Source organism: Parasutterella secunda, from assembly GCF_016901835.1.
GTDB classification, from domain to species: Bacteria; Pseudomonadota; Gammaproteobacteria; order Burkholderiales; family Burkholderiaceae_F; genus Aphodousia; species Aphodousia faecavium.
On record NZ_JACJKX010000003.1, the window covers coordinates 117,203 to 142,298 of the forward strand.

The following is a 25,096-nucleotide window of genomic DNA, read 5'->3' on the forward strand; positions in this document are numbered from 1 at the left end:
CCGAGGCTCTTTACTTACGCGTTCAGCATGCGAGTGGCAAGATTAACGCTATGATGATTTTGATCACCCAACGTCTCAAGCGTTTTGCTATACTGACGGAAGAGATTGAATGTAGGCGCATTTTCAATCTTCCTTTAAGCGGCTTAGATGGTGGTCATCTAAGCCGTTTTGCTATGATTTTGTCCCCCGAGATTGAGAGGAAATCACAGCAAAACCTCTCAATACTTAACGGAGGAAATGCACCTAACTCCGTTGGACGTGGATCGCATTTTATCAAACCAACGCAATGGCTAGACATTGTGAGAGCAAAGATCGATAACTACGGTGTGATTAGCTTTTTTATTGATCTATTTTTGAAGCATGACCGTAAGCCCTTTATGTCCCTCTTCGGCATGGGGATCTGTCTCATTAAGCAAGACCCTCAATTTGTTTTTCTCTGCAAGTGTTTTCACAATGGCCATTCCCAATCCGGTTCCGGTTACCCCAGTTCCTAAAACTCGGTAAAACGGATCAAACACCCGTTCACGTTCTTCTTTGGCTATCCCGGGACCGTTATCGCTTACGCTGAGTTTAAAAGGAGAGAGCGACTGCAAGCGAATCTCTATCTTCGATCCTTCCGGGCAATACTTCACGGCGTTTTCCAAAAGATTGCGCAGAATGGTGAACAGGTCATCCTCACAGATATCGACCGTGATATTCGCATCGGGGTCTAATTCATCAAAACCGAGAGCTTCAATTGCGATTTGTTTTTTCTCTGCTTCGGACCAAATCTGCTCGATCACGTTTGCCAGTACCCGAGAAATTTGTGCCGATTTTTCGGGCTGTAGCTTAGACGGCTGCTGTGCCCGTTTGAGTGAAAGCAGTTGCGAAACCAGGCGTGTTGCCCTGTTAATACTTTGTCGCAAGTCATTCATCTGCTTTTGGCTCTCGGCATTCAAAGCTGATTTTTCAAGTCGCTCGGCCTGCAGGGACAATGCAGCAAGAGGGGAGCGCAACTCATGAGCAGCATCGGCAACAAAGCGTGATTCGCTTTCGCGCAGTTCGGAAATTCTTTTGAGTACACCGTTAAAAGCCTGCACCAAGGGAAGAAGTTCCTTGGGTAAATTAGACGGATCAATCGGTCGGATATCGTCAGGTTCCCGTTTATTGATCGAGTCGGTGAGTTGTCTGATCGGTTGCATGGAATACCACAATACAACGGCCAATATCACCACAATGACAAAAGAGAGCCCCAACAAAGGCAAAATAGCAGCGATGGCGGTTTGTCGGGCAATTTTTTCGATTTCTTTCGTTTTTTGTGCCACCGCAATATGCTTGCCGTCTGAGAGCGTCATTAAGTTGAGGCGATATTCTTTGCCGGAAATTGTTAAGGTTTGAGTACCTTCGTGCAGGTCCTTATCAAAAACCGCCCGAATGGTTTGACCGCCCTCATGAAGTGTTCGGACCATGATGGTTGAACCGGCCTTTGCGATGGAGTCAGGCGATCGGCGATCCAATATGAACCAGTCTTCAAAATCATCGTCGTCCATCCAAAGGGCGCCGGGGTGACGATTAGAGACATCAGTGCGGGCTAAAACGCCGCTCACTTCCTGCAAAAGGTCATCTTGTTTGTCATAGGCTTCGTGGTAGGAGACGATAAAAAGACTGATTGCCGAAATAATGGTCACGATCAAGGCGGCGGATCCCGCCCAAAGAATCAACCTTTTAACAAAGCCGTAATTTTTGACCGGTGTACAGCTCATGAAACAGGTCCTTTTTCTACCATCCAACCCAGGCCTCTGACGTTTTTAATCACATCGTTGCCCAGTTTTTTGCGAAGGGAATGAATCAGGTATTCAACAGCGTTGCTCTCGGGCTCTTCTCCCGGCTCGTAGATTCTTTCTTCAATTTTGCGTCTGGATAAAATGCTGCCGGGTCGAGCCAAAAGCGCAGCGAGCAGCGCGTATTCACGCCGAGACAAGGCAATGGTTTTGTCGCTTGAAGCTAATTTTGCCGTTTTTTCAGCCACATCAAGCGTGACAATGCCGTTTGTGAGCGAGAGATCGGATGTTTTGTTTCTGCGTCTTAAAACGGCACGGATTCGCGCGAGTAATTCGCTGATATGAAATGGTTTGACGAGATAGTCGTCTGCGCCGGCATCCAACCCTTCAAGCCTGTCATCCAAACCGTCCCGGGCGGTCAAAATAATTACTGGAACATCTTTTTTATCACCTTTGGCTTGAGTTCTCAACGTACGCAAAATAGTCATGCCGTCCACACCCGGCAAGCCCAGGTCCAGTAACACAAAGCCGTAATCATTAACCGAGAGCATCATAAGCGCATCGCGACCGTTGGCCACTTGCTCAACTGTGTACATTTCGTCGGTCAGTGCTCCCTTGACTGCCTGCGAGATCATCGGATCGTCTTCAACCAAAAGAATTCGCATAACATCATTTCCTCAGATATATGAAGGTATTGTAGGAGAAAGCCATTCAACGGTGAAAGTTTTTTGCAATTCGTTTCCGAGACTTAGGAAAGACTAAGTTTTCGCTAGGTTTTCACTAAGTTTGTGTGATTAAACTGAGAGCATCTGATAAATAAATTCAAGGAGACGACTATGAAAAAGACATTGATAACAGCCGCCCTCTGTGCTTTAACGATTCCCTTTGCAGCGTTGGCTCAAGGTCCCACCGGTTTTGATAAACCGGTTAAATCCGAGGCTCGTCCCCAAGGTTTTGAATTGACCACGTTGAAGTCCATCGATGAAGTGAAAAAGCACGGCCGTGATGATCAGCTCGTCGTTGTTCGTGGGCGCCTGACCCGTCAAATGGGCCATGACAAGTATGAATTCACCGATGAAAAGGGCAACAAGATCATTGCTGAACTCGACGATGATCGCGACTGGTCTCATGTGGCGAAAGACGCTCTCGTTGATATTTTGGCAGAAGTCGATCGCAGTAAGAAGAAAGTAGAATTGGAAGTGTTGCAGGCCAAACCTGTGCGCTAAGTCAGTTCAGCTTTGAGATAACGGAGACCAGAAGTCATGCGTTTTGAAATAACCGGCAGCGTTGATCCGCTTTTGTCAGTTTCGTTGGAAAAGGGAGAGAAAGTCCTTGCAGAATCCAATGCCATGGTGGCAATGGACGGTGACCTCAGCCTTAAGGGTAAGAGTCGGGGCGGGATCATGAAGTCGCTTGCCCGAAAGTTTCTCAATGATGAAACGTTTTTCCAACAGTATGTTGAAGCTGAAAAAGGCGCAGGCAGTGTCCTTCTGGCTCCGAATATTCCGGGCGATATCCGCATACTGGAAGTCGGCGATCGGCAATACATGGTCTCTGACGGCGCCTTTTTAGCGGCCAGTGAAGGCGTCGATCTGGAAGTGAAGTCTCAGGGCTTAGGCAAAGCGCTTTTAGGAGACTCGGGCGGTTTTTTCGTTATGAGCACAAGCGGTCAGGGACAGGTGGCCGTATCGGGCTTCGGGTCGGTGCGCGAACTTGAAGTTCGTGAAGGTCAATCACTTGTGGTGGACAACGGTCATTTGGTTGCCTGGGATCGCAATCTTGATTATGAGTTAAGCCTTAATACCTCTCATAGCGGCCTTTTTGGAAAACTGGTTAACAGTCAGATTACGGGCGAAGGCATTGTGCTGAAATTCAGAGGACAGGGCAAGGTGATTGTTTGCTCCCGCAATAAGGGCGGCTTTCTGGATTGGATTTTTGCCAACAGTCCGACAGCCAAAGCAGTCAAAAACGAATAACTGAAGCAGAGGCCGACATGTCGGCCTCAATTGCTTTAATGTGTTAGCTTAATCTTTTCAATCGGTTCAGTTTGTTGGGTTTCAAGCGGCCTGCTTTGATAACTGACTTTGCCGAAATCAATATCTTTTAAGTCAATCAAGCGGATACGGGCATCGTTCATCGTTTTGAAGTAAAGACGCGCATTACTCATATCTGTGACACTCGTCCACTGAGTGGCCGATAAAAGTCCTGTCGGATTTTCCTGATTTTTGAGTTCCAACCCGATCGGAATTTCAAAGGCATTGAGGATTTTGAAGCTATAGAGAACCGCTTCATCGGCCGTTTTTAATTGCGGAGCCGTTGCGGTCATAAAGGCCGCTCGAACAAAGCGAGAAGGTGGAGTGATGTCGCCAGGCAACCCCACCATGCCGCTCCCCATTCCGGGAGAGCGTAAAGTGACCTTTGACCAATTCACGGAATCGGTATGACCGGGTTTTAAATTGAGATAGTTATTTAAGTTTGTCATCTGCCATTGAAAACCCGGAGAATTGGTGAGCACGCCGATGGGATTGTCGAAAATGTGCATCTTGCCTTCGATAATTTCTACGACGATTTGCTCGCCGCTCTTATCAGCAATCCGATAATGAACAGTGCCCGCACCTTTGAAGCGTTCGGTGAGGCGAATACCGGAGAGCATTTCTTTAGCGGACTTCACACTCTCGGCATTCCCAAGAACCCAAGCTACGAAATCCATATCGGAAAGCGTTTGTTGTTTGAGCGTACGGTCGTAGGTGGGATAGGTACCGTAACCCGGGAAAAAGAAAAGACCCGCCGAGAGGCCTTTTTCGTTCAGTCCTTCGACCACAAAACTTTTGTCTTCGATTGAAAGACCGACATAACCTAAAGTATTGTTGTACTGCATACCGGGACCGTAAGCGGTTTGAGTCTCGGATTGATGGCCTCTGGGCACAACCACAATATTGGAATTTAAGACCGAGGCGCCCCACTCAATCGTGCGGGCAACAATTTTGTCTGAACCGGTTGATTCAAGAGAAATGCCCGTACAGGCCGAACTGTTTAATGAAGCAGCTAAAAGCGCAGCTGCCAGTGACGCAAGATGAAAAGTTTTCACAATGAACTCTTTTTAATGTAATGTCGATCATCATAGAGCCTTTCCATGATCTGGTGCGAAAATTCAGGGATTTTTTACACTTGCTTGCTCAAAAGATAAATATTGAATTAGCTAAAATAATTAGGTTAGTTGCAATTTCTGCGACAAAAGAGGAGTTTTTTATTATGAATCAAGATCTTAAGAAGAAAATTGAAGAACTGATCCCGAATCTGGCTAAGGTTCGTCGTGATCTGCACAAGCATCCGGAGTCCGGTTGGACGGAATTCCGTACGGCTTCGATGGCCATCAAGAAGATGCAGCAATTGGGCTACACCATCACGATGGGCGAAAACGCTGTTTGTCGTGAAGCGATGATGGGTGTGCCCTCTGCCGACGCATTGCGTGCTCATATGGAACGCGCCATCTCCCAAGGCGCAGATCCGGAATTGGTTGCCAAGATGGAAGGCGGCATGACCGGTTTCTGGGCTGATATGGATTTCGGTGGCGAGGGTCCCTTCCTTGCCGTACGTTTTGACATGGACTGCAACGACGTGAGCGAATGCACGGACGCTGATCACCGCCCGAACGTTGAGGGCTTTGCCTCCGTTAACAAGGGTGCTATGCACGCCTGCGGCCATGACGGTCATATGGCTATCGGTTTGGCCTTGGCTGAAGTGGTTGCTTCCATGCGCGACCAATTCAAGGGCAAGATCCGCTTTATTTTCCAACCGGCCGAAGAAGGTGTTCGCGGTGCTATGCCGATGGAAAAGGCCGGTGCTGTGGAAGGTGTGGATGAAATCTTCGGTATGCATATCGGCTTCCAAGCCAACAATATGGGTAAGGTGATTTGCGGTACGAAGAACTTCCTGGCCACCACGAAGGCCGACATTACCTTCACCGGTGTTCCTGCTCATGCCGGTAACGCCCCTGAAGAAGGTAAGAACGCATTGCTTTCTGCCGCGACGGCCCTGCTTAATATGCACGCCATCCCGCGTTCCGGCAAGGGTGATACCCGTATCACGGTCGGTAAGTTAAACGGCGGTGAAGGCCGCAACGTGATTCCGCCTAAGGCTGTTTTGGTCTTGGAAACCCGCGGTATTACGTCCGCTTTGGATGAATACATGTTCGGCGAAGTCCGCCGTATTGCCAAGGCTGCTGCTGAAATGTGGGGTTGCGGCTATTCGATCGACATCAAGGGCGGCACCAAGAGCGGTGAATCCGACTTGGAAGTGGCCAAGGTCGTGGCCGAAGAAGCCCGCGACATGGGTTGCTTTACCGATGTGATCGAAGAACAAAACTTCGGTGCTTCCGAAGACTACTCTCACTTCATGAGCACGGTTCAAGCTCATGGCGGTAAGGGCACCTACGTTCAGGTGGGTTCTTCCTTGCGCGCCGGTCACCACAACAGCCACTTTGACTTTGACGAACAGTCGTTGGCCAACGCTCTCGAATTGATGAGCCGTTGCGTCTACCGTACGCTCGCCAAATAATCGGCGTTAAAGAAATGGGCGGATTTTTCCGCCCTTCTGTCGCTTCAAAAAGGAGACAGTGTTTTTCAACTCTCTCCTTTTTTTGTCACCGTTATTCGTCTTTTTCTTCGATCTTATCCGCAGTGAACGGTTCAAACTGACTGTCCAAATCAGCCATCGCCTGATCAATCTTCGCCGCCTTCATCATGGTGTCTTCCTTCAGAATGGCCATTTCGGAGGTGAGTTCGGCAATCATTTTCGCGACTTCTTCAGGATTGGCACTGCCCTCTGTCTTACGACGAGCAATAATTTGGCGTGGATCGAGGCTTGCCTTAAATTCTTCCTCACTCATCGGACACTCGGTACTGAATCCCGGCATCTCCTTTTGAACGGTTTCGGCATAGATGCGTTTCATTTCAGTGTAGGGGAAAGTTAAGGGCAAAATGCCGTTGGCGCGGGCGAAACTGACCATGCCGCTTGCCACGTGATGACCCACACGGAAGGGCAGACCGTATTCACTCATTAAACGATCGGCGATTTCCTGACTGGCTGTCCAGTCAAGTGAGAGCTCTTCAAGGGCACGATCCTTGTTGACCACAAGAGCGTTCAGAATCTTCACGAAGCGCTCCATGGTCTTGATGCTTTCCTGGGCTAAGGCAGCGTTGACTTTGACAGATTTACCGTCAATCATTCCGCTCGGTACATTGTGTGCGCGGGTGACCACAAGCGCTGCTTCGCTCACGACGTCACTTGCATTGCCCCGGCAACTGATTAACAAGCCCGGGTTGCGTTTTTGCGGCATCGCTGACGATACATAGGTGTTGCCGTTACCCTCAGAGAGCAAAATCCACGGACGAGGCTGCGCATACTGCACCATGATGTCGGCAATCATCTCACCGATATGCAGGGCAATCGAGGCTTGGATTTGCGCAAATTCCACGGGCAAATCCACCATACTGATTTGTGTGGCGTCAAAAGCATTGCGAATCGGAGCATGAAAGCCCAAAAGCTTAGCCATGAGTTTGCGGTTTAAGGGCCAGCCCGTTCCGTTTAAAACACAGGCGCCCATCGGGCAGTAATTGAGGCGGCTGAAAAATTGCGACAGACGCACACGATCCCGCTTGAAACCTTCGACATAACCCAAAAGATAATGAGCAAAAGTGGTGGGTTGTGCGGCCACTCCGTTGGTGTAGGAGGGCATCACGGTGTCTTGATGGGCACGGGCCATCTCTAAGAGTCGGTCAATGACCGCTTCGAGTGATCGGGCTACGCCGATCACCTCATCACGCATAATGGCCACGCGGAAAGTTGAATGCATGTCTTGGCTGGAACGCCCGATATGAATTTCGGTGACTTCGGAGCTGCCCGCCGCTGCGATGAGTTTGGGTTCGAAATCAATGACGCGTTTGACGCGGTTGGCCGCTTCAGACCCGCTTTCAATGACCGTTTTCAGAGCCAAGGCCGCCGTTCGGGCAAGTTCCGGTTTCAATAAGCCGCCGGCACTGTTGGCAATAATCGTGGCTTTATTGATTTGGCTGAGCCAATAAAATTCATCGCGAACCATGAGTAGTCTCCATTGAAGATCAATATCCGATGGCACAATACGTGCCGTTATCCTCTCGTAGTTTAGAACAAAAACAGTGCAATCAGACTTCTTTTCAAACGCACCTACTCTTTAAGTTCAGGGCGTCTTGATCGTGGTGAGGCGGGTAATGATGGCATCAACCGTCTGAGTCTGAAGCTCCTGCTGCATACGTTCGGTGACGGCGCTTTTAATGCCGTTGCCGATGCCGTTTTTGCCTTCGTAGAGCGTGGCTTTGAGTGCCTCTTTGGCGCAATCTTTTCCTAAAAGTCTCACAATGACGACCTGGGCCTTGTTATTTGTCGCCTCAATGACTTTTTTGTCAATCGAAGCGATTTCTCTGGCAGCACGCGTTTGTCCCAAGGTGACAAAGGCCCATTGAGTCAGAACTTTTGTATCCGAGTCAGACGCATGACGGATTAAGCATCGGCCGAGTTCGTCGCCATATTGTCCTGCCATGACCTCACCGCAAAAAGTGAGACCGGTCAAAATGAGAACGATGAGTTTTCGCATGATTTTTCCTTTTTTTCAGGTATTGTAGTGGGCACGATGGGTATTGGGCCACAAAGTCGCTAAAATACTCAGGTCAATATGGAGAGCGGCTGTGAAGCGTTTTGTAGAACTCACCGTTAGAAAAGGAAGCACATTGGCTTCTCTGGAGCGTCATAATCCGGAGGATCTTCATGTTGTGCTTGAAGCATTTCTGACCTATTTACCTGATGATCTGATTTCGGCTTCGACGGCCCTCACCAAAGCTCAGGAATTTTTAGACGGGGCAGGGGACTGGCTCCGTGAAACGCCTGTCTCCATTTTGCTTCAGTCACTTAAAAAAGGGTTGATTTTTGAAGCGACAGTCGGGTATCGGAAAAACAGTCGCGACCGATACACCCGGGCTGAACTCGAAGATGCGGTTCTTTTAGAAGAAGAGCGTCGGGAAACCCTTCGCACAGTCATGCAAAAGGCGCTTCAGAAGAGAAACCGCGAGATCAATTCGAAAAAACGTCAGACCAGTCCCTATGATCAGCAATTTATGCGTGAAGCGCTGGAATTTGCCCGAGAGGCTGCTCAGGCAGGCGAAGTGCCCGTGGGTTGCGTCATCGTCAAAGACGGTCAGATTATCGGTGTCGGACGCAACCGCTCAATAGAAGATAATGATCCGAGTGCGCACGCTGAAGTGATTGCCATTCGGCAAGCCTCACAGGCTTTGGAAAATTATCGTCTCACGGGCTGCACGCTCTACGTGACGCTTGAGCCTTGTGCGATGTGCGCCGGTTTAATTGCGCACGCGCGACTGTCGCGCGTGGTTTTCGGGGCTAGAGATGAGAAAACCGGTGCTTATGGCGGTTCGTTTGACTTGCAGGCTGCCGCTCGACTCAATCATCGAGTTCAGGTCGATTCGGGCGTATGCGGCAAAGAAGCTGCACAACTGTTGACAGACTTTTTCGAGGAGAAGCGTCGTGCCTGATTATCCTATTCGTGTCGGATTTTGTGCTCCCTCGCGTGCCGTTTTAGATGTATCGACACCGGCGCTTGCCAAACTGTACTTCACCGATCGCGGGGCCGACGTGGTACTGCACGATACGGTTTTTAAAAACATCAAACAATTTGCCGGAACCGATGAGGAGCGCCTCGAAGGCTTGATGACATTGGCTTGCGATCGGAATATCGATTTGGTTTTGCCGATCCGAGGCGGCTACGGCCTCTCGAGAATCCTCGATAAAATCGATTACGAAGCGATTGCTGCCCGTCATCCCGTGATGTGCGGGTATTCCGATTTCACCGCTTTCAATATTGCCTATCTGGCTAAAACCGGCGAGATCAGTTATCAGGGACCGAACGGCACCGATTTTGTCGATACGCCGAATTTTCTGACAGAAAAAAGTTTTCACTCCGCGCTCTTTAATGAAGAGTGGGTGGCTTCATTTCCCTGTAAAGAAGCCCCAGATCTTGATTTCGAGGGCACACTCTGGGGTGGCAATCTCTCCATTGTCACTGCTCTTTTAGGAACGCCTTATTTCCCGGATATCGAAGGCGGTATTCTTTTCCTCGAAGACTGTAATGACCGCGCCTATCGCATTGAGCGCCACATGGCACAATTGGAAATGGCAGGCGTTTTAGCCAAACAAAAAGCGATTCTTTTCGGAGATTTCCGCGATGCCGATCCGGCCCATCCGAGAGAAAATGATTTCCTTTTTGCTGATGTCTTAAGTTACCTGCGTCAACGATTGCCGGGGATGCCGATTCTGCACGGCCTTCCTTTCGGACACTCCCACATGAAGATCACGCTTCCGGTCGGTGCCCGCGTGAGAATGCGTACGGAAAAAGGCTATGTCGTGCTCTCGACTAAAGATCATCCTCGGGTCAGTCCTCGCTTCAGATAATCGGCTATGTTCGGGTGGATAAAAGCGCAATGGTTCCGTTTTATCACCAACGGGGCCTACTATAGCGAGAATATGTCCATTGCTCAGTGGCGGCGTCGCCATTCAAGAGTGCTGGTCCGACAGCTTTTAAGTTCTCTGAAACTGCAGCCCGTAGCATTAGCCGCTGAGGTGGCCGGGGCTTGCGTCACCGCTATGTTTTTGTGGTCGGTTGTCAATCCCATTTTGCTGGTCTTTTGGCTTTTGTTGGTGGCCGTTCATTTTTACGGGGCTGTTGATTTTAACCGTCGTTTTTGGGCCGACCGCTACCGTCACGCCAGAATCCATTTTTGGATGCGTGCCTGGATGGTGCTCGCTGTAGTCGGCGGGATGATTTGGGCCTTGGCCGGCATGACCTTTGCGTATAACGTGGGCAATGATTCGGCCTCGCAGGTGATTTTGTTTTCCGTTATTCTGACAGTCACTTTTGCTTCGTGGCCCGTTTATGCCTGCTGGCTTCCCAGCCTCGTTATTTTCACGCTTTGCGCCGTGACGCCCTTGGTGCTGCGCCTTGCACTTTTACTCGGTTGGTCCCGATTGATGATTGCCGCTTTGTTGGTGACGGTGGTCGTTTTCATGTTCTATTCGGGCCGACGCTTCAATGAGATCGTTCAGATGTCGGTGAGAAACGATCAGGAAAATGAAATGTTGGTCAAGCGTCTGACGCTCGAGAAAAATCTCGCCGAAAAACTTCGCCGTGAGACTCAGGAACAAAGTCGCTTGAGAAGCCGCTTTTTCACGGCCGCCAACCACGATATCCGACAACCCCTTCAGGCAATCGGTATTTACATTCAACTGTTGCAAAGAAGCGAAGATCCGCAGGTGCGCCAGATTGTTGAGCAACTTTCAAAAACAACAAAGGGCCTGCAGACCTTGGTTGCCCAAATTCTTGAAGTCTCCAAACTTGAAACCGGTCACCTCGTGGCCAAGCCCGACCCCATTCGCTTGAATGCGCTCTTAGAAGAACTCGCCCTGGAATTTGAACCCTTGGCTCAGGAAAAAGGGTTGTCATTCAGGCTGAAAAACCTTGATGTCAATGTCTACACGGACGGTCAGCTTTTGACCCGCGCGATTCGCAATCTTCTGACCAATGCTATAGCCTATACGCAACGCGGGGAGATTATGCTTGCGGCCCGATTGATCGCCAATCGGCGGGTGAGTATTTGTGTTGTCGACAGTGGCGCAGGCATTGATGAAGCAGAACAAAAACGAATTTTCGATTACTTTTATCGCAGTGAGTCGACTCGAACGAGTGCGGAAGGTTACGGCCTGGGTTTGTCGATTGTTAAGGCTATTTGCGATCAACTGCACATGAAACTCACCTTGAGTTCCAAACTCGGACAAGGCTCTATTTTCAGAATCGAGTTGCCGGTGCATGAGGCTGAGCAAGCCAAGATTTTTACCCAAAACCGAACCAAACACCAAGCCATTCAAAAGCTCGAAGCCACGGTGGCGCTTATTGAAGATAACACCCCTGTGCGTGAAAGCCTCAAAGCGTTGCTCGAGAGTTGGTCGATCAGGGTCATTGATACGGATCTCTACAGTGAAGCCTTTGCGCAAAAAGTCCGTGAGGTTGTCCACATCGATGCAGTCATTTCAGACTTTAATCTGGGAGAGAATCAGGCAACGGGCCTGGAGTGCATTTTGAGGTTGTCACTCATCAAAGGACAGCGGCTGCCGGCCCTGTTACTCACTGCCGTACCGTCTGAAGAGATTGAAAAGCACTACGTCCGTACGCTTCGCGTATTGGGTGAACGCGAGGCGGCTCTTTTTGCCATGCCTCGTCTGATGCAAAAACCAGTGACGGGTGAAGCGCTCAATCAAGTGCTCTGTGAATTAATCGAAGGCCCGAAAGATCAGATGCCGACATCAAAACCGTGACGGCGAGCTTCCAGTAACGCTTCGGTTCGGTTGCTCGCTCCGAAGGCCCGGTAAATAGCGGTAACATGAGTCTTAACCGTTCCTTCGGAAAGATCCAATTCTTTGCAGATTCTCTTGATTGGGGCGCCCTTGGCAAGCAGCCCCAACACTTCTTTTTGTCGCTGAGTCAGGTGCACGGTGGAGATTTCACCGGTCGGTTCCCGAGAGGTGAGAAGGCCGCTCTTTTGAGCCTGATTGAGAAGTTTCACCGGAATATAGACGCCGCCCTTAAGCACAAAGCTGATGGCAGAAGTGAGCAGCCCCGCCTCAAGTGACTTCGGAATAAAACCTGCGGCTCCCATCTGCAAAACCCGAATGATGCTGTGTTGATCCTGCAGTCCGCTCATCACCAAAATTTTAAGTGTCGGATGCGCAGCGACGATCTCCTCCATGAGCGAGGTGCCTTGTACACCCGGCATGGAAAGATCTAAAATCATCAGATCAGCCGTCTCGCCGTATTGATCGGCAAGCGCAACGGCCTCTTCTTTTGTGTTGGCACTGTAGACGGTGTTACTCTGACCGTCGTAGTCCTTTAAGAGCATTTCAAGCGCCATGGTGACGATAGAGTGATCATCTACGATTAAAAACTGCATCTTCTTTCCTCAAATTCAGCCTTCTAATTTTAGCCATCCTGAGTTGAAAAAAACGGTGTTCAAAACAGTCAATTTCAATTCTCTCGGACGGCTGAGCTACAATGCCAATTGGATTTTTCGCGGACTCGCCATGGTTAACCCCAAAACTTACTATTCTTTTTTTGCTAAATTCATCCCGGCGTTATTACTCATTTCGGTGGGCAGTCTCGCCGCCGCTTTGCTTTGGATGCTAAGTTATTCGGATACCACCGCCATCGGTCAGGCCGACATTTATTGGGTGTTCTACCTTCATTTGGCTGCGTCCGTTACCGCAATCTTTTGTTATTGCGTCGTGGTGATCGGAAGCGTTTTTCATCTGCTTCATAACAAAGCCCTGATGCCGATTGTGTTTTCTCATGGATTTGCGCCGAGCGGATTTGTGATGACGCTTTTTGCATTGGGCTCAGGTGCCCTCTTTGGTCGCCCCATGTGGGGAGCTTTTTGGATTTGGGACTCGCGCCTGACCGCTTTGCTGATTTTGCTCTTTTTCTTTGCAGCCTTTATTTCGCTTTCGGCCTCAAGAGTCAATAACAGTCGCGAACTCAATGATAAAAAAGCCGCTATCTCCGCTCTTTTGGGTCTGGTGCTGATTCCCGGTTTGTATTTTTTCTTTGATCTGTTTACGCCGATGGCGCACGACCTCGATAACAGTCTCTTGCGCTCCAACGGCCGTGACGCTTATATCCTGATGAGTCTATTCGGCGTCAATCTTTTTTGCTACGCCTTAGCGATGTCTCTCGGTCGTTGTCGCACGGTGATTTTGGAGCGTGAAAAGCGGGCGGTGTGGGCTCAAGAGGCAGCCTTGGAAGGAGAGCTTTGATGAGTGAATTCTTTCTTTTCAATTTAACCGAACAAGGCTACAGCGTCGTTCTCGTTTTTATTTTGGCTGCCGTTTTGGCAGTGGCTGAGTTATGGAGTCTGAAAATCAGGCGTGCCAAGGCCTACCATGCATTGATGCGTGAAGCTCGGGCTCGTTTAAGTGAAATGCGCTTGAGAATTGATTGAAAAAAAGTTTGCGCTCAGTAGAGAAAAGTCGTGGCAACGGACCGATCGCTGCCACGACTTTTGTGTTAAACAGTAAACTGTTCATCCACGCCGTAAATTTACCATAAGAGTCTAATGGTTTGTACCTATTGAGCCCAGAGAAACCCTAATGTTTGAGAAAACACAAACAAACTTCAGGAACAAACACAATTTCAGGATTCCTTAAGTTTGACCACTCCGAGACTTGTATCGGTTTTGACCCGGGCGGTAAGCGTCATTTCACACTTTTTGCAATCAAAGGTGGCCCGGTAAACATTCGGCCCGGATTTTAAAATCAAAGGATCGGGGCGGTACCGACTCTTTAATGCCGGGTCGGCCTTCACTTTATCAAGATTATCTTTTAAGCACAGTCCTAAGGCATAGCGGACACAGTGCTTGGTGAGCATGACAGGAACTTCTCGGCGCACGGATCCGGTTTCAAGCGCCGGTTCCGTGATAACAGCTTCGTGGCGCTTATAAAATCGAACGGCCTGCTCGTTTAAGACGTTGGCTCTGAAATCCACTGCATCGGGATAGGGGAGCGACTCAGTGACGTGAGCTTTCGGTAAGCGCTCGAAATGATCGAGTCTTTCTTTTTGCATTTTTTCAAGCGCTTCGCGACGCATCGCATTGACGATACTTGCGGGTGCAAAATAGCCCTGATCGTCCAGTGTCAGACGGACAATTTCAAAGTCGGTTTCGCCCGTTTTTTTGAGATTTTTTTCAATATTGCTTCGGTTTTGTTCGATTCGAGCCGCTTTTTGCATGTTATCCGGGCGGGCTTGAGCGATCGCACAATTGCCTCGGCTGTCTTCGAGTCGTAAGGTAAAGCCTTCTTCTGAAGCGCTCCAAAAAGCGTTTAGGCCGATCAGTCGTTTGGCGGTCGATTTCGATAGTGCCTCTTCCCACGCCTGATCACGGTTTCTATACAAAACGGTGCCCGGGGTAAGCTGCGGGTGTTTTTTCGAAATCGGCCGTTCTCTGAGTGTCAAGCGCCAAAGCCCATGATCGATTTCTTCGGCGCGATTAACGGCAAAGCCCATGAGCGTTTTATCACGGCTTAAATAGGTTAAACCGTCAGCGTTATGAAGTTCTTCTTCCGATTTAACTTCTATGGCGTCCGATGCGATACGCACGATTTGCCCGATTTTCTCACCGCTGTTTTTCGGCGTTTCAAACACAGCCATATCGTGATGGCGCTCGCGCGTAAAGTAATCGGTAAAACCTCGATTGAAGGATTTGCGCGGATCGGGTTCAAAATTGATGAAGCTCACACCGTCACTGGAACGTTTGAGATCACCTCTTTCGGCGATGATCTGATCGAGAGCACGACGGTAGTGAGCGGTGATGTTTTTCACATAAGAGACGTCTTTTAAGCGGCCTTCGATTTTGAAGCTTCGCACTCCCGCGTCGATAAGTGCCGAGAGATTATCGGTTTGGTTATTGTCTTTTAAAGACAGCACGTGCCGGTCGGCGATAAGCTCTTTGCCCTCTTCGGTATAAACACTGTAAGGAAGACGGCAAAGTTGGGCACAGGCACCGCGATTGGCGCTGCGCCCGGTGGCAGCAAAACTTGCGTAACACTGACCGGAATAGCTCACGCAGAGCGCACCATGGATAAAGTACTCAATTCTGGCCGATTGAAGTGTCTCGTAGCATTGCCGGATTTCGGCAAGATTCATTTCCCGGGCAAGCACCACTTGGGAAAATCCCACGCTTTCCAAAAAACGGGCCTTTTGTGGTGAACGGACATCGCATTGAGTGGAGGCGTGCAGCTGTATGGGCGGCAGGTCACTATCCAAAATCCCCATATCCTGCACAATCAGGGCATCGACTCCGTTTTCGTAAGCAAGCCAGGCTAATCGAACCGCTTCGAGCCTTTCACTGTCATTGACAATGGTGTTGAGTGTCATGTAGACACGGGCATCGAAGCGATGAGCAAAATCCGTGAGCCGTTTGATATCGGCAAAGGCGTTGGCCGCTTCGACGCGGGCCCCGAACCCGGGTCCGCCGATATAGACCGCATCGGCTCCGTGCAAAATGGCTTCAATGCCGACATCGGCGTTTTTAGCGGGTGCGAGCAGTTCGAGTTCTTGAGATTTGTTCACGGACGGGTTCCTTGATCAGAAGTCTGAGCGGAAGATTCAGAATTGTTCTGTGAGTCTGCGCTCTCAATCGGGACAGAATCAGAGGAGGGGGCGGTTTCGGGGACCGGCCAAGGTGCGCAGGCTGATATTTGAAGCTTTTGAGCCAAAGCGCTGTCGCCTCGTTTTTGAGCAATTGCAGCCGGACTGATACCCTGATCGGTACACAGTGTTTTATCAGCTCCGGCCTTTAGCAGTGCATCAACGGTACTCGTTGCAATGATTCGAGAAGCCATGTATAGGGGCGTGACACCGCGCTCGGTTCGGGCGTTAACCTCAGCGCCTTTTTGAATTAAAAATCGCACCATTTCGGTCTGACCGGTACTGGCAGCGTAGTGCAGTGCCGTCCAACCGTAGTTGGCGTTCACGGGAGCGCCCATGTCAAGGAGTTTTTGAGCAAGCGCTTCATCGCCTTTGATGGCGGCAAGCATTAAAGGAGTCTCGCCTCTTAAGGTCGGTACCTTCACGTTGATTTTGAAGCTTCGCAAAAGCACTTGGTTGGTGCTGACCTTGGCGTCCATTCGGATGGCAAAAACAAGAGGCGTGTCGCCATTGGGCAGATAAAAATTGGGGTCGTACGCGAGCTCTCTGAGCATATAAGCCACTTTGGGCGCATCGTCTTTGGCGATAGCTTCCTGAAGCTGCCGATCAAGCGGCACGCCCGGTGTGATGCTTTGAGCCATACAGAGAAGGCTTTGGGCGCAAAGCGCCAGGGTCAGACACAGTTTAATCATTGGCGAGTCCAAAAAAGCGGTTGGCATTACGCATGGTTATTTGCGCAATAGTTTCACAATCGGTTTGACGCAATTGTGCTAAAAATTGTGCCACATGAGGCACAAAAGAGGGTTCGTTGCGCTTGCCACGCAAGGGAATAGGGGCAAGGTAAGGACTGTCGGTTTCGATAAATATCCTGTCTTGCGGGGCTTTGCGAGCGACTTCCTGAATATCCTGAGCTGAGCGGAAGGTCACGATACCGGAAAAAGAGAGGTATCCGCCCATATCGAGTGCTTTTTTAGCAAAGTCCCAATCACCGCAAAAGCAGTGCAGTACAAAACCGCAACGGTAAGCCTGGTGAGCCTTCAAAATGGCAATGGTATCGTCCTGCGCTTCACGAGAGTGGATGATGAGGGGTTTGCCGCTAAGGTTAGCCGCATCAATGTGGGTGCCAAAACGCTTGCGCTGCCAATCAAGCGGTTCATGACAGTAGTGATAGTCAAGCCCTGTTTCACCGACAGCAACCATCAAGGGATGCTTGACTCGTTTGGCGATTTCTTCAGTGCTCAGATCAGGCAGTTCTTCGTCCTGAGGACTCACAGCAAACGCTCCGAAAATTCCTTCGTTTTCTTCAGCAAGCTTGAGAACAGGCTCAATTTCTGCTTCTTCCGTTGCCACGACAACCGCACGAGTGACCTGTGCCTGTCTCATTCGAGTGATGACATCGGTTCGATCATTGTCAAACTGAGGCATGTGGATGTGGCAGTGGGTATCAAAAAACATTATTGTTCATTCCGTTAATAACGAAGGGGCCCGAGGCCCCTTCAAAAAGACAGTGGCAATCAGTGCTTGCGGGGAGACTCGTAGAGTTCTTCAATCTCTTGGGCAAAACGCTCGGCAATCTGTCTGCGACGCAATTTCATCGTCGGAGTCAGAAGCCCGTCTTCAGCCGTCCAATGTTTGCGCAGAATATAAACGTTGCGCGGCACGCCGTACTGTGGGAAATGCTTGGCAGCCTGACGCACACGTTTGACGATTTTTGCCCTGAGGTCTCGGCAACGGTTAAGGGCGGGACTGTCGGGCGTAATGCCCACTTCTTCGCACACGAGCCTAAAGAGCATCTCATTGACGACTACAAGTGCAGTGATATAAGGACGACCTTCACCGACCACCATCACCTGTTCAAACAGATGATCTTCCTGGATGGCAAATTCAACGTCGACCGGACAGATCTTTTCACCGGTACTCGTGACAATAATTTCTTTGATACGACCTTTAATACGGACACGTCCGCCGTCACTTAAATCAACCTGATCGCCCGTCCTGAGCCAACCGTCTTCGGTAAATGTTTCGGCCGTTTCTTTGGGCAAATTCCAGTAGCCCTTCATCATACTGGGGCCGAAAACCTGAAGTTCATCATTGGCGCCGGCTCGCACTTGGCAGCGAGCTAACGGTATACCGACGGTGTTGGGGTGGTTACCTGTCATGCCGTTCATGGAAATCACAGGGCTGTATTCGGTGAGACCGTAGGCTTGGCGGATATTGAGTCCCAAGGCACAGAAGAATTTCGCCACCATCCCGTTTAAGGCTGCTCCGCCGCTCACAATGTATTTAAAGCGGGGACCGAAGAGCGCTCGGACGGGTTCGGCTACTTCATTGAAGTAGAGCGACTTGATGAGATCGTCCATTGCGGGCAATCCGTCATCTTCTAACGGAAGGTCATTGGCGCGGCAAAAATCACGCCAACCGGCTGCAACCACGCGGTCGGCCATCTCCTGAAAAGAGGCGCCTTTTTTGACATATTGAGCTTGAATTTTGGCGTAAAACTGCTCAAGGATGCGGGGTACCGAACACATGACCGTGGGATGGATGTCCTTGAAGTCTTCGGCAAGTTGCATCGGGCCGCGGCTAAAGACAAGCGTTGCCCCGTGCGCCACGCAGTTGTAGTACGTTGCCGTTCGCTCAAAAGTGTGTGACAGAGGCAGGTACGATAAGAAGAGATCTTCGTCCGTGAGAGGCATCTGTTTGGCAATATCCTGTACGTTGGATAAAACCGCACGGTGTGTGAGCATGACCCCCTTGGGGCGACCGGTGGTGCCGGAAGTGTAGACAATGGCCGCAAGATCCTCTTCTTCGGGACCTGCCGGCAAATCAGCCTCATTAAAGGACTCGCCCTGTTGAAGCCACTTTTTAACACCGCAGTAGTGAGTGGCGTTACTTTGACCTTCCTCTTCCTCGGTGGTAAAGACAACTTGTTCAAGAGTCGGCACCGGTGTGTCGGAATTGAAAATTGCATTCCAACGCGCCTTGGTCGTCGTTACCAAAAAGCGGCAGCCGCTGTCACTCATGATATAAGCGGCTGACTCGGGTGTGTCAATCGCGTGAAGCGGAACCGGAATCAGGGCATTTGCTAAGGCAGCCTGGTCAAAAGTGAGCGCATCGAGCGAATTGATCAGCAACATCGCGACTCGATCACCGCGCTTAAAGCCCATTGCGGCAAAAGCTTTTCGCCAGCGCATGACCCGTTCACCGAATTCGCGCCAGGTGACACTCGTCCACTTTTCATGTTCATAATCAAAATAGCGATAACCCTCTTTATCAGGTTGAGTGGCGAGGGTGTGGGTGAGCATCTCCGGGAGTGTTTTGAAATCATCAATGTAGGTATGATCAGCCATTTTGATGTGTCTTTACAGAAGTTTTTTCTAAACAACTTATTCTACAGAAACAATGCTCTAAAAAATCACCTCTTTTTGTGTCTTTTTGTGCGAGAAAGGACAAAGAAAAGGCAAGGAACGATTGTCCTTGCCTGATTGAGAAACACCGTTTAAAGAATTATCCGGCGTGCGTTTCGTAGAGCTTTGTAATGTCGTCCTGGAAGCGGGCCTTAATGATGTGCCGCTTTAATTTCAAAGTCGGTGTAAGCATACCGTTTTCGATGGTCCAGGCATTCAGTGTCGGGATCACGGCACGGGGCACACCGTATTGCGGGAAGCCCTTGGTGAGTTTTTTCACCCGGCGCACAAGCGTTTGCTGAACAACCTTGGCATTTAATGACTTCGGGTCATTGGCATCAAGATTGAGTTCTTTAGCGAGCGCTTTCCAGTGTTCCGTCTCCAAAACAGCCACAATGCTGACGTACGGTAAGCCTTCACCCACGGCCATCACCTGAGCAAATAAGGGATCGGTTTCAATGGCCATTTCCAAGTCAGCCGGCGGAATCTTCTCACCGGAGCTCGTGACGATAATTTCCTTGATACGGCCCTTAATACGAACGTGGCCGGAGGGGAGAATATCGGCTTGGTCGCCCGTTTTAAGCCAACCGTCTTCGGTAAAGACATCAGCCGTAGCTTCCGGTCGGTTCCAGTAACCCTGCATCACGCAGGGGCCTTTGACTTGCAATTCGTCATTGTCGCCTAAGCGCAGCTGCATGTTGGGCAAAGCCATCCCGACGGTTGAGGGATCGTTGTGATGCTCTTTATTGACGGCAAGAATAGGGCTCGTTTCAGTCATTCCGTAGCCCTGATAAATAGGAATCCCTAAACCGATAAAGGTTTTGGCCACAGACTGGTTCAGTGCAGCGCCGCCCGAAATGAAAGCATGGGGCTTGACGCCGCCAAATACTTTGCGAAGGGTGGAGCCCACCTTGGCGTCGAGCCAATCGCCCATAAGGCCGTCCAGGCATTCACGCCAGGAATGTTCCACCGGCAAACCGTTTTCTTTGCAGAAACGTCGCCAACCCACTTCAACCGCCCAATTGAAAACGTAGCGGGTCACCATGCCCTTTTTGGCAAGTTGATCGTGCAGTCGGGCGTAGATGCGCTCGTAGATGCGCGGCACGGACATCAGAATGGTCGGACGCACATGCTGCAGGTCATCGACGATTTGCAGGATGTTGCGGTTAAAGAAAACTTCGTTACCCATGCCCATGGCAAGATAGTACGTTGTCGTACGCTCAAAAGTATGAGACAAGGGAAGGAATGAGAACCACTTGTCGTCAGGATCCGGGCGAATGTTACCCATCACGCCTTTGGCATTTTCCAAAATGTTTTCGTGCGTGAGCATCACGCCCTTGGGGCGCCCGGTGGTGCCGGAGGTATAAACCAAAGCGGCGAGATCCGTCGGTTCAAGTTTGACTTCCGGCAGGGCAATGTTATCGGCTGCATCGAGCCAGTCGGCTAAGGTGCAGACATTGATGCCGGTATTATTGACCTGATCGTCTTCCGGCACCGTGTCATCGGTGATGATGACCGCTTTGAGATTCGGCAGCGTATCGGCCTGACGGATACCTTTCCACTTGAGGTATTTGGCCGTGACTAAAATTCGGGCTTCACTGTCATTCAAAATAAAAGCGCTTGACCCCGGGGTGTCGACTGCATGAAGGGGAACAGGCACCAGACCACAGGCCAGGGCAGCCTGGTCAAAACAAATGGCGTCGATACAGTTAGGCAAAAGCATAGCCACTCGCGAGCCCTTGTCCAAATTAAACTTTGTAAAAGACCGGCGCCAACGCTGAACACGCTCATAGAGTTCGCGGTACGTCAAGGTTTTCCAAGTTTTTTCTGCAGTCACATACTGAGTGAGAGCGGGTAAATCATCATGACGACCCAAATGATGGGTAAGAACTTCGGGTAAAACTCGAATTTTCAGAAAGTCTTCATAACGGGTTTGTGTTGTTTCCATAGCGCTAGCTTCGTCTATACGGCTCATTGATGTCGGGTTAAGCATACTGGTATTTTCCCTTATTGTTAAGGGACTCATCCGAACGGATTACCATAAAAGAATCTTTCAATCCTGTTCTTCGAAAAGAGGAAATTTGGCTTTTTCTAAGCACAATGTATTAGTGATTGACATGAAAAATAGGTGAAAAGGCCTAATTTTTGAAAAAATTTCTCTGAAAAAACAAATAGATGTTATTGCAAAAACTCAAGCTTAAGATAGAATTAAGGACAAATTTCAAGCATGTAAGCTCCTCAATGTAAGAGCGATTCATAGCCTGGTCAGCAATGAAACACTCTCTTACCATGCTTAAAAAATGGGTTATCGAAGTCAGACAACGAATTTCGGTAACCCATTTTCCTATCCGGCGCTTTTCAGTCACTTCTTTTTTTCCAAACTGTAGTTAAACGGCGAATCAATTCGCTTGAAGTCGTCTGTCAAAAGCGTCAGTCGCCTGCTCTGATTCTCAACCAAGAAATTAAAAAGCTCCTGGCCGTTATCCGATCGGCACTGCCAGACGATGGCGTTCTCATTATCGGCACTGCCTTTGAGCGTGTAGCGTCGCCCCAGATACGAAAAAGTCATATCCTTTCCGTTTTCGGCTTCAAGGTAGGTGAGGTTAAGCAAAAATGTGCCGTCACCGCTATGAGTTCTGTGTCGGATGAATAGTTCGTAACGAATACCGGGGCAGTCGGCAGCCGGCAATAATCCTTCATAGTGCAGGGTAGTGAATTGCCCAAGGCTTTCATCTGTAGCTGAAGTTGACTGAGTGAAAAGCGTTTTGGTTCGTTGAGTGATCGTCCAAAGACCGGAGGGCATTTTTCTCAGATTCCACGTGTCGTCATCGGCTACATTCCAGGCGAAGAGTCCGTTCGGAAGTTTTCTATGCTCAAGGGTACGAATCACGCGTCCCTCAGTATCAAAAATAAGCGCCAGACGATCTTCATCGGTAAAAAGGACATACACAGCAGAGGTGTCTCTTACCGATTGCAGACGAATGGCTTTTTCAAATAAGAGAGGAAAAATGGGAGCGGTGGAAATTTTTTGAATTTCCAGGCCCGGTTCATAAGGGCCTGAGAAACGGACGTTTACCCGATCACCTAACCGTAAGCCTTTTAATTCCGAGCGGTCAGCATTCAAAGTGCTGAAACTCATTGTTTGATTGCTGCCGGTTAAAATCGTGACGGTGTTCATCGTCGCATCCGTGACGACACCGGTCTGGGTGACATTATTTGAAGCGCAGCCGGCAGCCAACAGGCAGGTGGCCAACAGAAAGACTTTTCCTGACATGGTCGAAATCCTTTGACAACAGCTCTGTCCCAATTTTAGGTCATTGATAATCAGATTATCAGTTAAATCAAAGAATTACCTATCAATTGTTATAAAAACTCATCATATATACTATATCTTGTGTTTTAGGGAAATCCCTTAGCTTTTGAAAAACCTCTTTTTTATTTGAAAATCAAGTCTTTTTTAAAGTGTGGATAAACCTGTTTCCTAAATATAGTGTGAGTCATAAAAGTGATGAATTTTTAGGCAATTAAATCAGGTGAACTTGGTAGAGTAACCCAAGCAAATCGCTCGGCTGTTTTTGAGCGAATTCCTTTTTGGGAGATCCCTGATGTACGAAAAAAAGTTGTCGCACCTGATTAAGCGTGACGGCAGTGTGAAAGATTTTGACGCCAATAAAATCGTTGCTGCCATTGCCAAAGCCGGTAAAGCGACGGGTGAATTCGATGAGGCATGCGCTGCTCGTATTACCGAAGAGCGAGTGTTGCCGAAGCTTGTGTCTTTGAATTTAGTGACACCGCACATTGAACAGGTTCAGGATGCGGTCGAGCATGCGCTCTTTGACGAGGGCTACTTCAAAACGCTTCGCGCCTATATCGTCTATCGTGAACAGCGTCAGAAAGCACGTGATGCCCGTCAAAGCTGGGTTAATGTGGAATCTTCCATCAACGAGTATCTGCAGCAGCTCGACTGGCGCGTCAACGCCAATGCGAACCAAGGCTACTCTTTGGGCGGCTTGATTCTGAATGTCTCCGGTAAAGTCGTAGCCAACTACTGGCTCAATTACATTTATCCGGCCGAAATCGGTCGTGCTCACCGCGAGGCCGATTTTCATATTCATGACTTGGACATGCTTTCGGGCTATTGCGCAGGCTGGTCTTTGCGTACGCTTTTAAATGAGGGCCTCAACGGTGTTCCGGGTAAGGTCGAAGCGGGCGCCCCTAAACACCTGTCTTCAGCCACGGGTCAGATTGTTAATTTCCTCGGCACCATGCAAAACGAATGGGCAGGGGCTCAAGCCTTTTCCTCTTTCGATACCTATCTCGCGCCTTTTATTAAAAAGGATAATGTGCCTTACGAGGAAGTGCTTCAAAGTATCCAGGAGCTCATCTATAACCTCAACGTGCCTTCGCGCTGGGGTACGCAGACGCCCTTTACCAATCTCACCTTTGACTGGACGTGTCCGGACGATTTAAAGGATCAGCATCCGCTTATCGGCGGCGTAGAAATGCCTTTCACGTACGGTGACTGCAAGCGTGAAATGGACATGATTAACCGTGCCTATATTGAAGTGATGACGCAAGGCGATGCCAAGGGACGTGTGTTCACGTTCCCGATTCCGACTTATAACATTACGCCGGACTTTGACTGGGATAGTGAAAATGCCGACAGGCTTTTTGCCATGACGGCTAAGTACGGTTTGCCGTACTTCCAAAATTTCATCAATTCCGAACTCAAACCCAACATGATCCGCTCGATGTGTTGCCGTCTGCAGCTCGATCTTCGCGAGCTTCTCAAGCGCGGCAACGGCCTTTTCGGATCGGCTGAACAAACGGGCTCACTTGGTGTGGTGACGATCAACTGCGCTCGCTTGGGCTATCTCTTTAAAGGCAATGAACAGGGCCTTTTTGATCGCCTTGACCATCTGTTGGAAATGGCTAAAACGAGCCTTGAAATCAAGCGTAAAGTCATTCAACGGCACATTGACCAGGGACTTTTCCCGTACACCAAGCGTTACTTGGGTACGCTTCGCAATCACTTCTCCACGATTGGTGTCAATGGGATCAATGAATGCATCCGCAATTTCACGAACGATGCTCATGACATTACCGATGAATGGGGACATGAATTTGCCCTGAAGCTTTTGGATCATGTCCGCGGCCGCATGGTGCAGTTCCAGGAAGAAACCGGTCATATGTATAACTTGGAAGCAACGCCTGCGGAAGGCACGACGTATCGCTTTGCCAAGGAAGACCGTAAGCGTTTCCCCGATATCATCCAGGCCGGAACCGAGTCCAATCCTTACTACACCAACAGCTCTCAGCTGCCGGTGGGCTTTACCGATGATCCGTTCCTGGCGCTTGAAATGCAAGATGACCTGCAGCGCAAGTACACGGGCGGCACGGTGCTGCACTTGTATATGGCCGATGCCATCAGCTCTTCTAAGGCTTGTAAGGAACTGGTGCGCCGCGCTTTGACTAAGTTCCGCTTACCGTATCTGACGATTACGCCCACGTTCTCGATTTGTCCTAAACACGGCTACATCTCGGGACGGCATGATTTCTGCCCGATTTGCGATGCTGAGTTGATTCGTGAGAAGAAGGCAAAGGCTCAGGCCTGCGGCCAGGATTGCTAGATATTA

At 49.6% G+C, this 25,096-nt stretch carries 21 protein-coding genes; 9 read left to right on the plus strand and 12 right to left on the minus strand.

Going from position 1 to position 25,096, the window contains the following annotated elements:
* Positions 1–347: 347 nt before the first annotated feature.
* Complete coding sequence (locus tag H5985_RS02860) at positions 348–1,742, minus strand: ATP-binding protein (RefSeq protein WP_205049813.1); 1,395 nt, start codon at positions 1,740–1,742, stop codon at positions 348–350.
* Positions 1,739–2,425, minus strand: coding sequence for a response regulator (locus H5985_RS02865; protein ID WP_205049814.1), 687 nt, complete (start codon positions 2,423–2,425; stop codon positions 1,739–1,741). Before H5985_RS02865 ends, H5985_RS02860 begins: the two co-directional genes overlap by 4 nt.
* A 171-nt stretch (positions 2,426–2,596) precedes the next feature.
* Here H5985_RS02865 and H5985_RS02870 point away from each other — a divergent pair, with 171 nt between their 5' ends.
* Together H5985_RS02870 and H5985_RS02875 are read left to right on the plus strand one after the other, a co-directional pair.
* Positions 2,597–2,986 (plus strand): YgiW/YdeI family stress tolerance OB fold protein, encoded by a 390-nt coding sequence (locus H5985_RS02870; RefSeq protein ID WP_205049815.1) that lies wholly within the window; start codon positions 2,597–2,599, stop codon positions 2,984–2,986.
* 36 nt (positions 2,987–3,022) lie between these two features.
* Complete coding sequence (locus H5985_RS02875) at positions 3,023–3,736, plus strand: TIGR00266 family protein (protein ID WP_205049816.1); 714 nt, start codon at positions 3,023–3,025, stop codon at positions 3,734–3,736.
* Positions 3,737–3,771: 35 nt separating this feature from the next.
* On the opposite strand, the gene H5985_RS02880 is transcribed toward H5985_RS02875, so the two are convergent.
* Positions 3,772–4,848 carry a linear amide C-N hydrolase gene (locus H5985_RS02880; RefSeq protein WP_205049817.1) on the minus strand — a complete coding sequence of 359 codons (1,077 nt, stop codon included), beginning with the start codon at positions 4,846–4,848 and terminating at the stop codon, positions 3,772–3,774.
* Positions 4,849–5,012: 164 nt separating this feature from the next.
* On the opposite strand from H5985_RS02880, the gene H5985_RS02885 reads away from it, so the two are divergent.
* The gene (locus tag H5985_RS02885; protein WP_205049818.1) at positions 5,013–6,317 is read left to right on the plus strand and encodes an amidohydrolase; all 1,305 of its coding nucleotides are present in this window, start codon (positions 5,013–5,015) and stop codon (positions 6,315–6,317) included.
* 91 nt (positions 6,318–6,408) lie between these two features.
* Here H5985_RS02885 and H5985_RS02890 read toward each other — a convergent pair whose 3' ends face one another.
* Together H5985_RS02890 and H5985_RS02895 are read right to left on the minus strand one after the other, a co-directional pair.
* Complete coding sequence (locus H5985_RS02890) at positions 6,409–7,860, minus strand: lyase family protein (RefSeq protein ID WP_205049819.1); 1,452 nt, start codon at positions 7,858–7,860, stop codon at positions 6,409–6,411.
* 117 nt (positions 7,861–7,977) lie between these two features.
* Positions 7,978–8,391, minus strand: a complete 414-nt coding sequence (locus H5985_RS02895; RefSeq protein ID WP_205049820.1) for a hypothetical protein — start codon at positions 8,389–8,391, stop codon at positions 7,978–7,980.
* 91 nt (positions 8,392–8,482) lie between these two features.
* Here H5985_RS02895 and tadA point away from each other — a divergent pair, with 91 nt between their 5' ends.
* From tadA to H5985_RS02910, 3 genes are read left to right on the plus strand one after another with little or no spacing between them, the layout of a single operon-like run.
* Positions 8,483–9,343 carry a tRNA adenosine(34) deaminase TadA gene (gene tadA / locus H5985_RS09585; protein ID WP_338124946.1) on the plus strand — a complete coding sequence of 287 codons (861 nt, stop codon included), beginning with the start codon at positions 8,483–8,485 and terminating at the stop codon, positions 9,341–9,343.
* A complete protein-coding gene (locus H5985_RS09590; protein WP_205049821.1) occupies positions 9,336–10,259 on the plus strand; it encodes an LD-carboxypeptidase in 924 nt (307 codons plus the stop codon). The genes tadA and H5985_RS09590 overlap by 8 nt, the downstream gene beginning before the upstream one ends.
* A 6-nt stretch (positions 10,260–10,265) precedes the next feature.
* Positions 10,266–12,176 carry an ATP-binding response regulator gene (locus H5985_RS02910; protein ID WP_205049822.1) on the plus strand — a complete coding sequence of 637 codons (1,911 nt, stop codon included), beginning with the start codon at positions 10,266–10,268 and terminating at the stop codon, positions 12,174–12,176.
* Here the strand turns inward: H5985_RS02910 and H5985_RS02915 are convergent.
* Entirely contained in the window at positions 12,152–12,808 is a 657-nt protein-coding gene (locus H5985_RS02915; RefSeq protein WP_205049823.1) for a response regulator transcription factor, read from the minus strand. The genes H5985_RS02910 and H5985_RS02915 overlap by 25 nt on opposite strands.
* A gap of 130 nt (positions 12,809–12,938) precedes the next feature.
* Here H5985_RS02915 and ccsA point away from each other — a divergent pair, with 130 nt between their 5' ends.
* A complete protein-coding gene (ccsA, locus tag H5985_RS02920) occupies positions 12,939–13,667 on the plus strand; it encodes a cytochrome c biogenesis protein CcsA (RefSeq protein ID WP_205049824.1) in 729 nt (242 codons plus the stop codon).
* A complete protein-coding gene (locus H5985_RS02925; protein WP_205049825.1) occupies positions 13,667–13,852 on the plus strand; it encodes a hypothetical protein in 186 nt (61 codons plus the stop codon). The genes ccsA and H5985_RS02925 overlap by 1 nt, the downstream gene beginning before the upstream one ends.
* A 191-nt stretch (positions 13,853–14,043) precedes the next feature.
* Here the strand turns inward: H5985_RS02925 and H5985_RS02930 are convergent, their stop codons facing one another.
* The 6 genes from H5985_RS02930 to H5985_RS02955 all read right to left on the minus strand — a co-directional run bounded on the left by H5985_RS02930 (position 14,044) and on the right by H5985_RS02955 (position 22,734).
* On the minus strand, positions 14,044–15,978 hold the full coding sequence (locus H5985_RS02930) for a U32 family peptidase (RefSeq protein ID WP_205049826.1): 1,935 nt from the start codon (positions 15,976–15,978) through the stop codon (positions 14,044–14,046).
* Positions 15,975–16,748, minus strand: a complete 774-nt coding sequence (locus H5985_RS02935; protein ID WP_205049827.1) for an ankyrin repeat domain-containing protein — start codon at positions 16,746–16,748, stop codon at positions 15,975–15,977. Before H5985_RS02935 ends, H5985_RS02930 begins: the two co-directional genes overlap by 4 nt.
* Entirely contained in the window at positions 16,741–17,511 is a 771-nt protein-coding gene (locus tag H5985_RS02940; RefSeq protein WP_205049828.1) for a TatD family hydrolase, read from the minus strand. Before H5985_RS02940 ends, H5985_RS02935 begins: the two co-directional genes overlap by 8 nt.
* 59 nt (positions 17,512–17,570) lie before the next feature.
* On the minus strand, positions 17,571–19,403 hold the full coding sequence (locus H5985_RS02945; RefSeq protein ID WP_205049829.1) for an AMP-dependent synthetase/ligase: 1,833 nt from the start codon (positions 19,401–19,403) through the stop codon (positions 17,571–17,573).
* A 157-nt stretch (positions 19,404–19,560) separates the two neighbouring features.
* Positions 19,561–21,453: an AMP-dependent synthetase/ligase gene (locus H5985_RS02950; RefSeq protein WP_239481566.1), complete on the minus strand. Its 1,893-nt coding sequence runs from the start codon at positions 21,451–21,453 to the stop codon at positions 19,561–19,563.
* A gap of 369 nt (positions 21,454–21,822) precedes the next feature.
* On the minus strand, positions 21,823–22,734 hold the full coding sequence (locus H5985_RS02955) for a copper resistance protein NlpE N-terminal domain-containing protein (protein WP_205049830.1): 912 nt from the start codon (positions 22,732–22,734) through the stop codon (positions 21,823–21,825).
* A gap of 331 nt (positions 22,735–23,065) precedes the next feature.
* On the opposite strand from H5985_RS02955, the gene H5985_RS02960 reads away from it, so the two are divergent.
* Positions 23,066–25,090: a ribonucleoside triphosphate reductase gene (locus H5985_RS02960; RefSeq protein ID WP_205049831.1), complete on the plus strand. Its 2,025-nt coding sequence runs from the start codon at positions 23,066–23,068 to the stop codon at positions 25,088–25,090.
* The last annotated feature ends 6 nt before the right edge of the window (positions 25,091–25,096 follow it).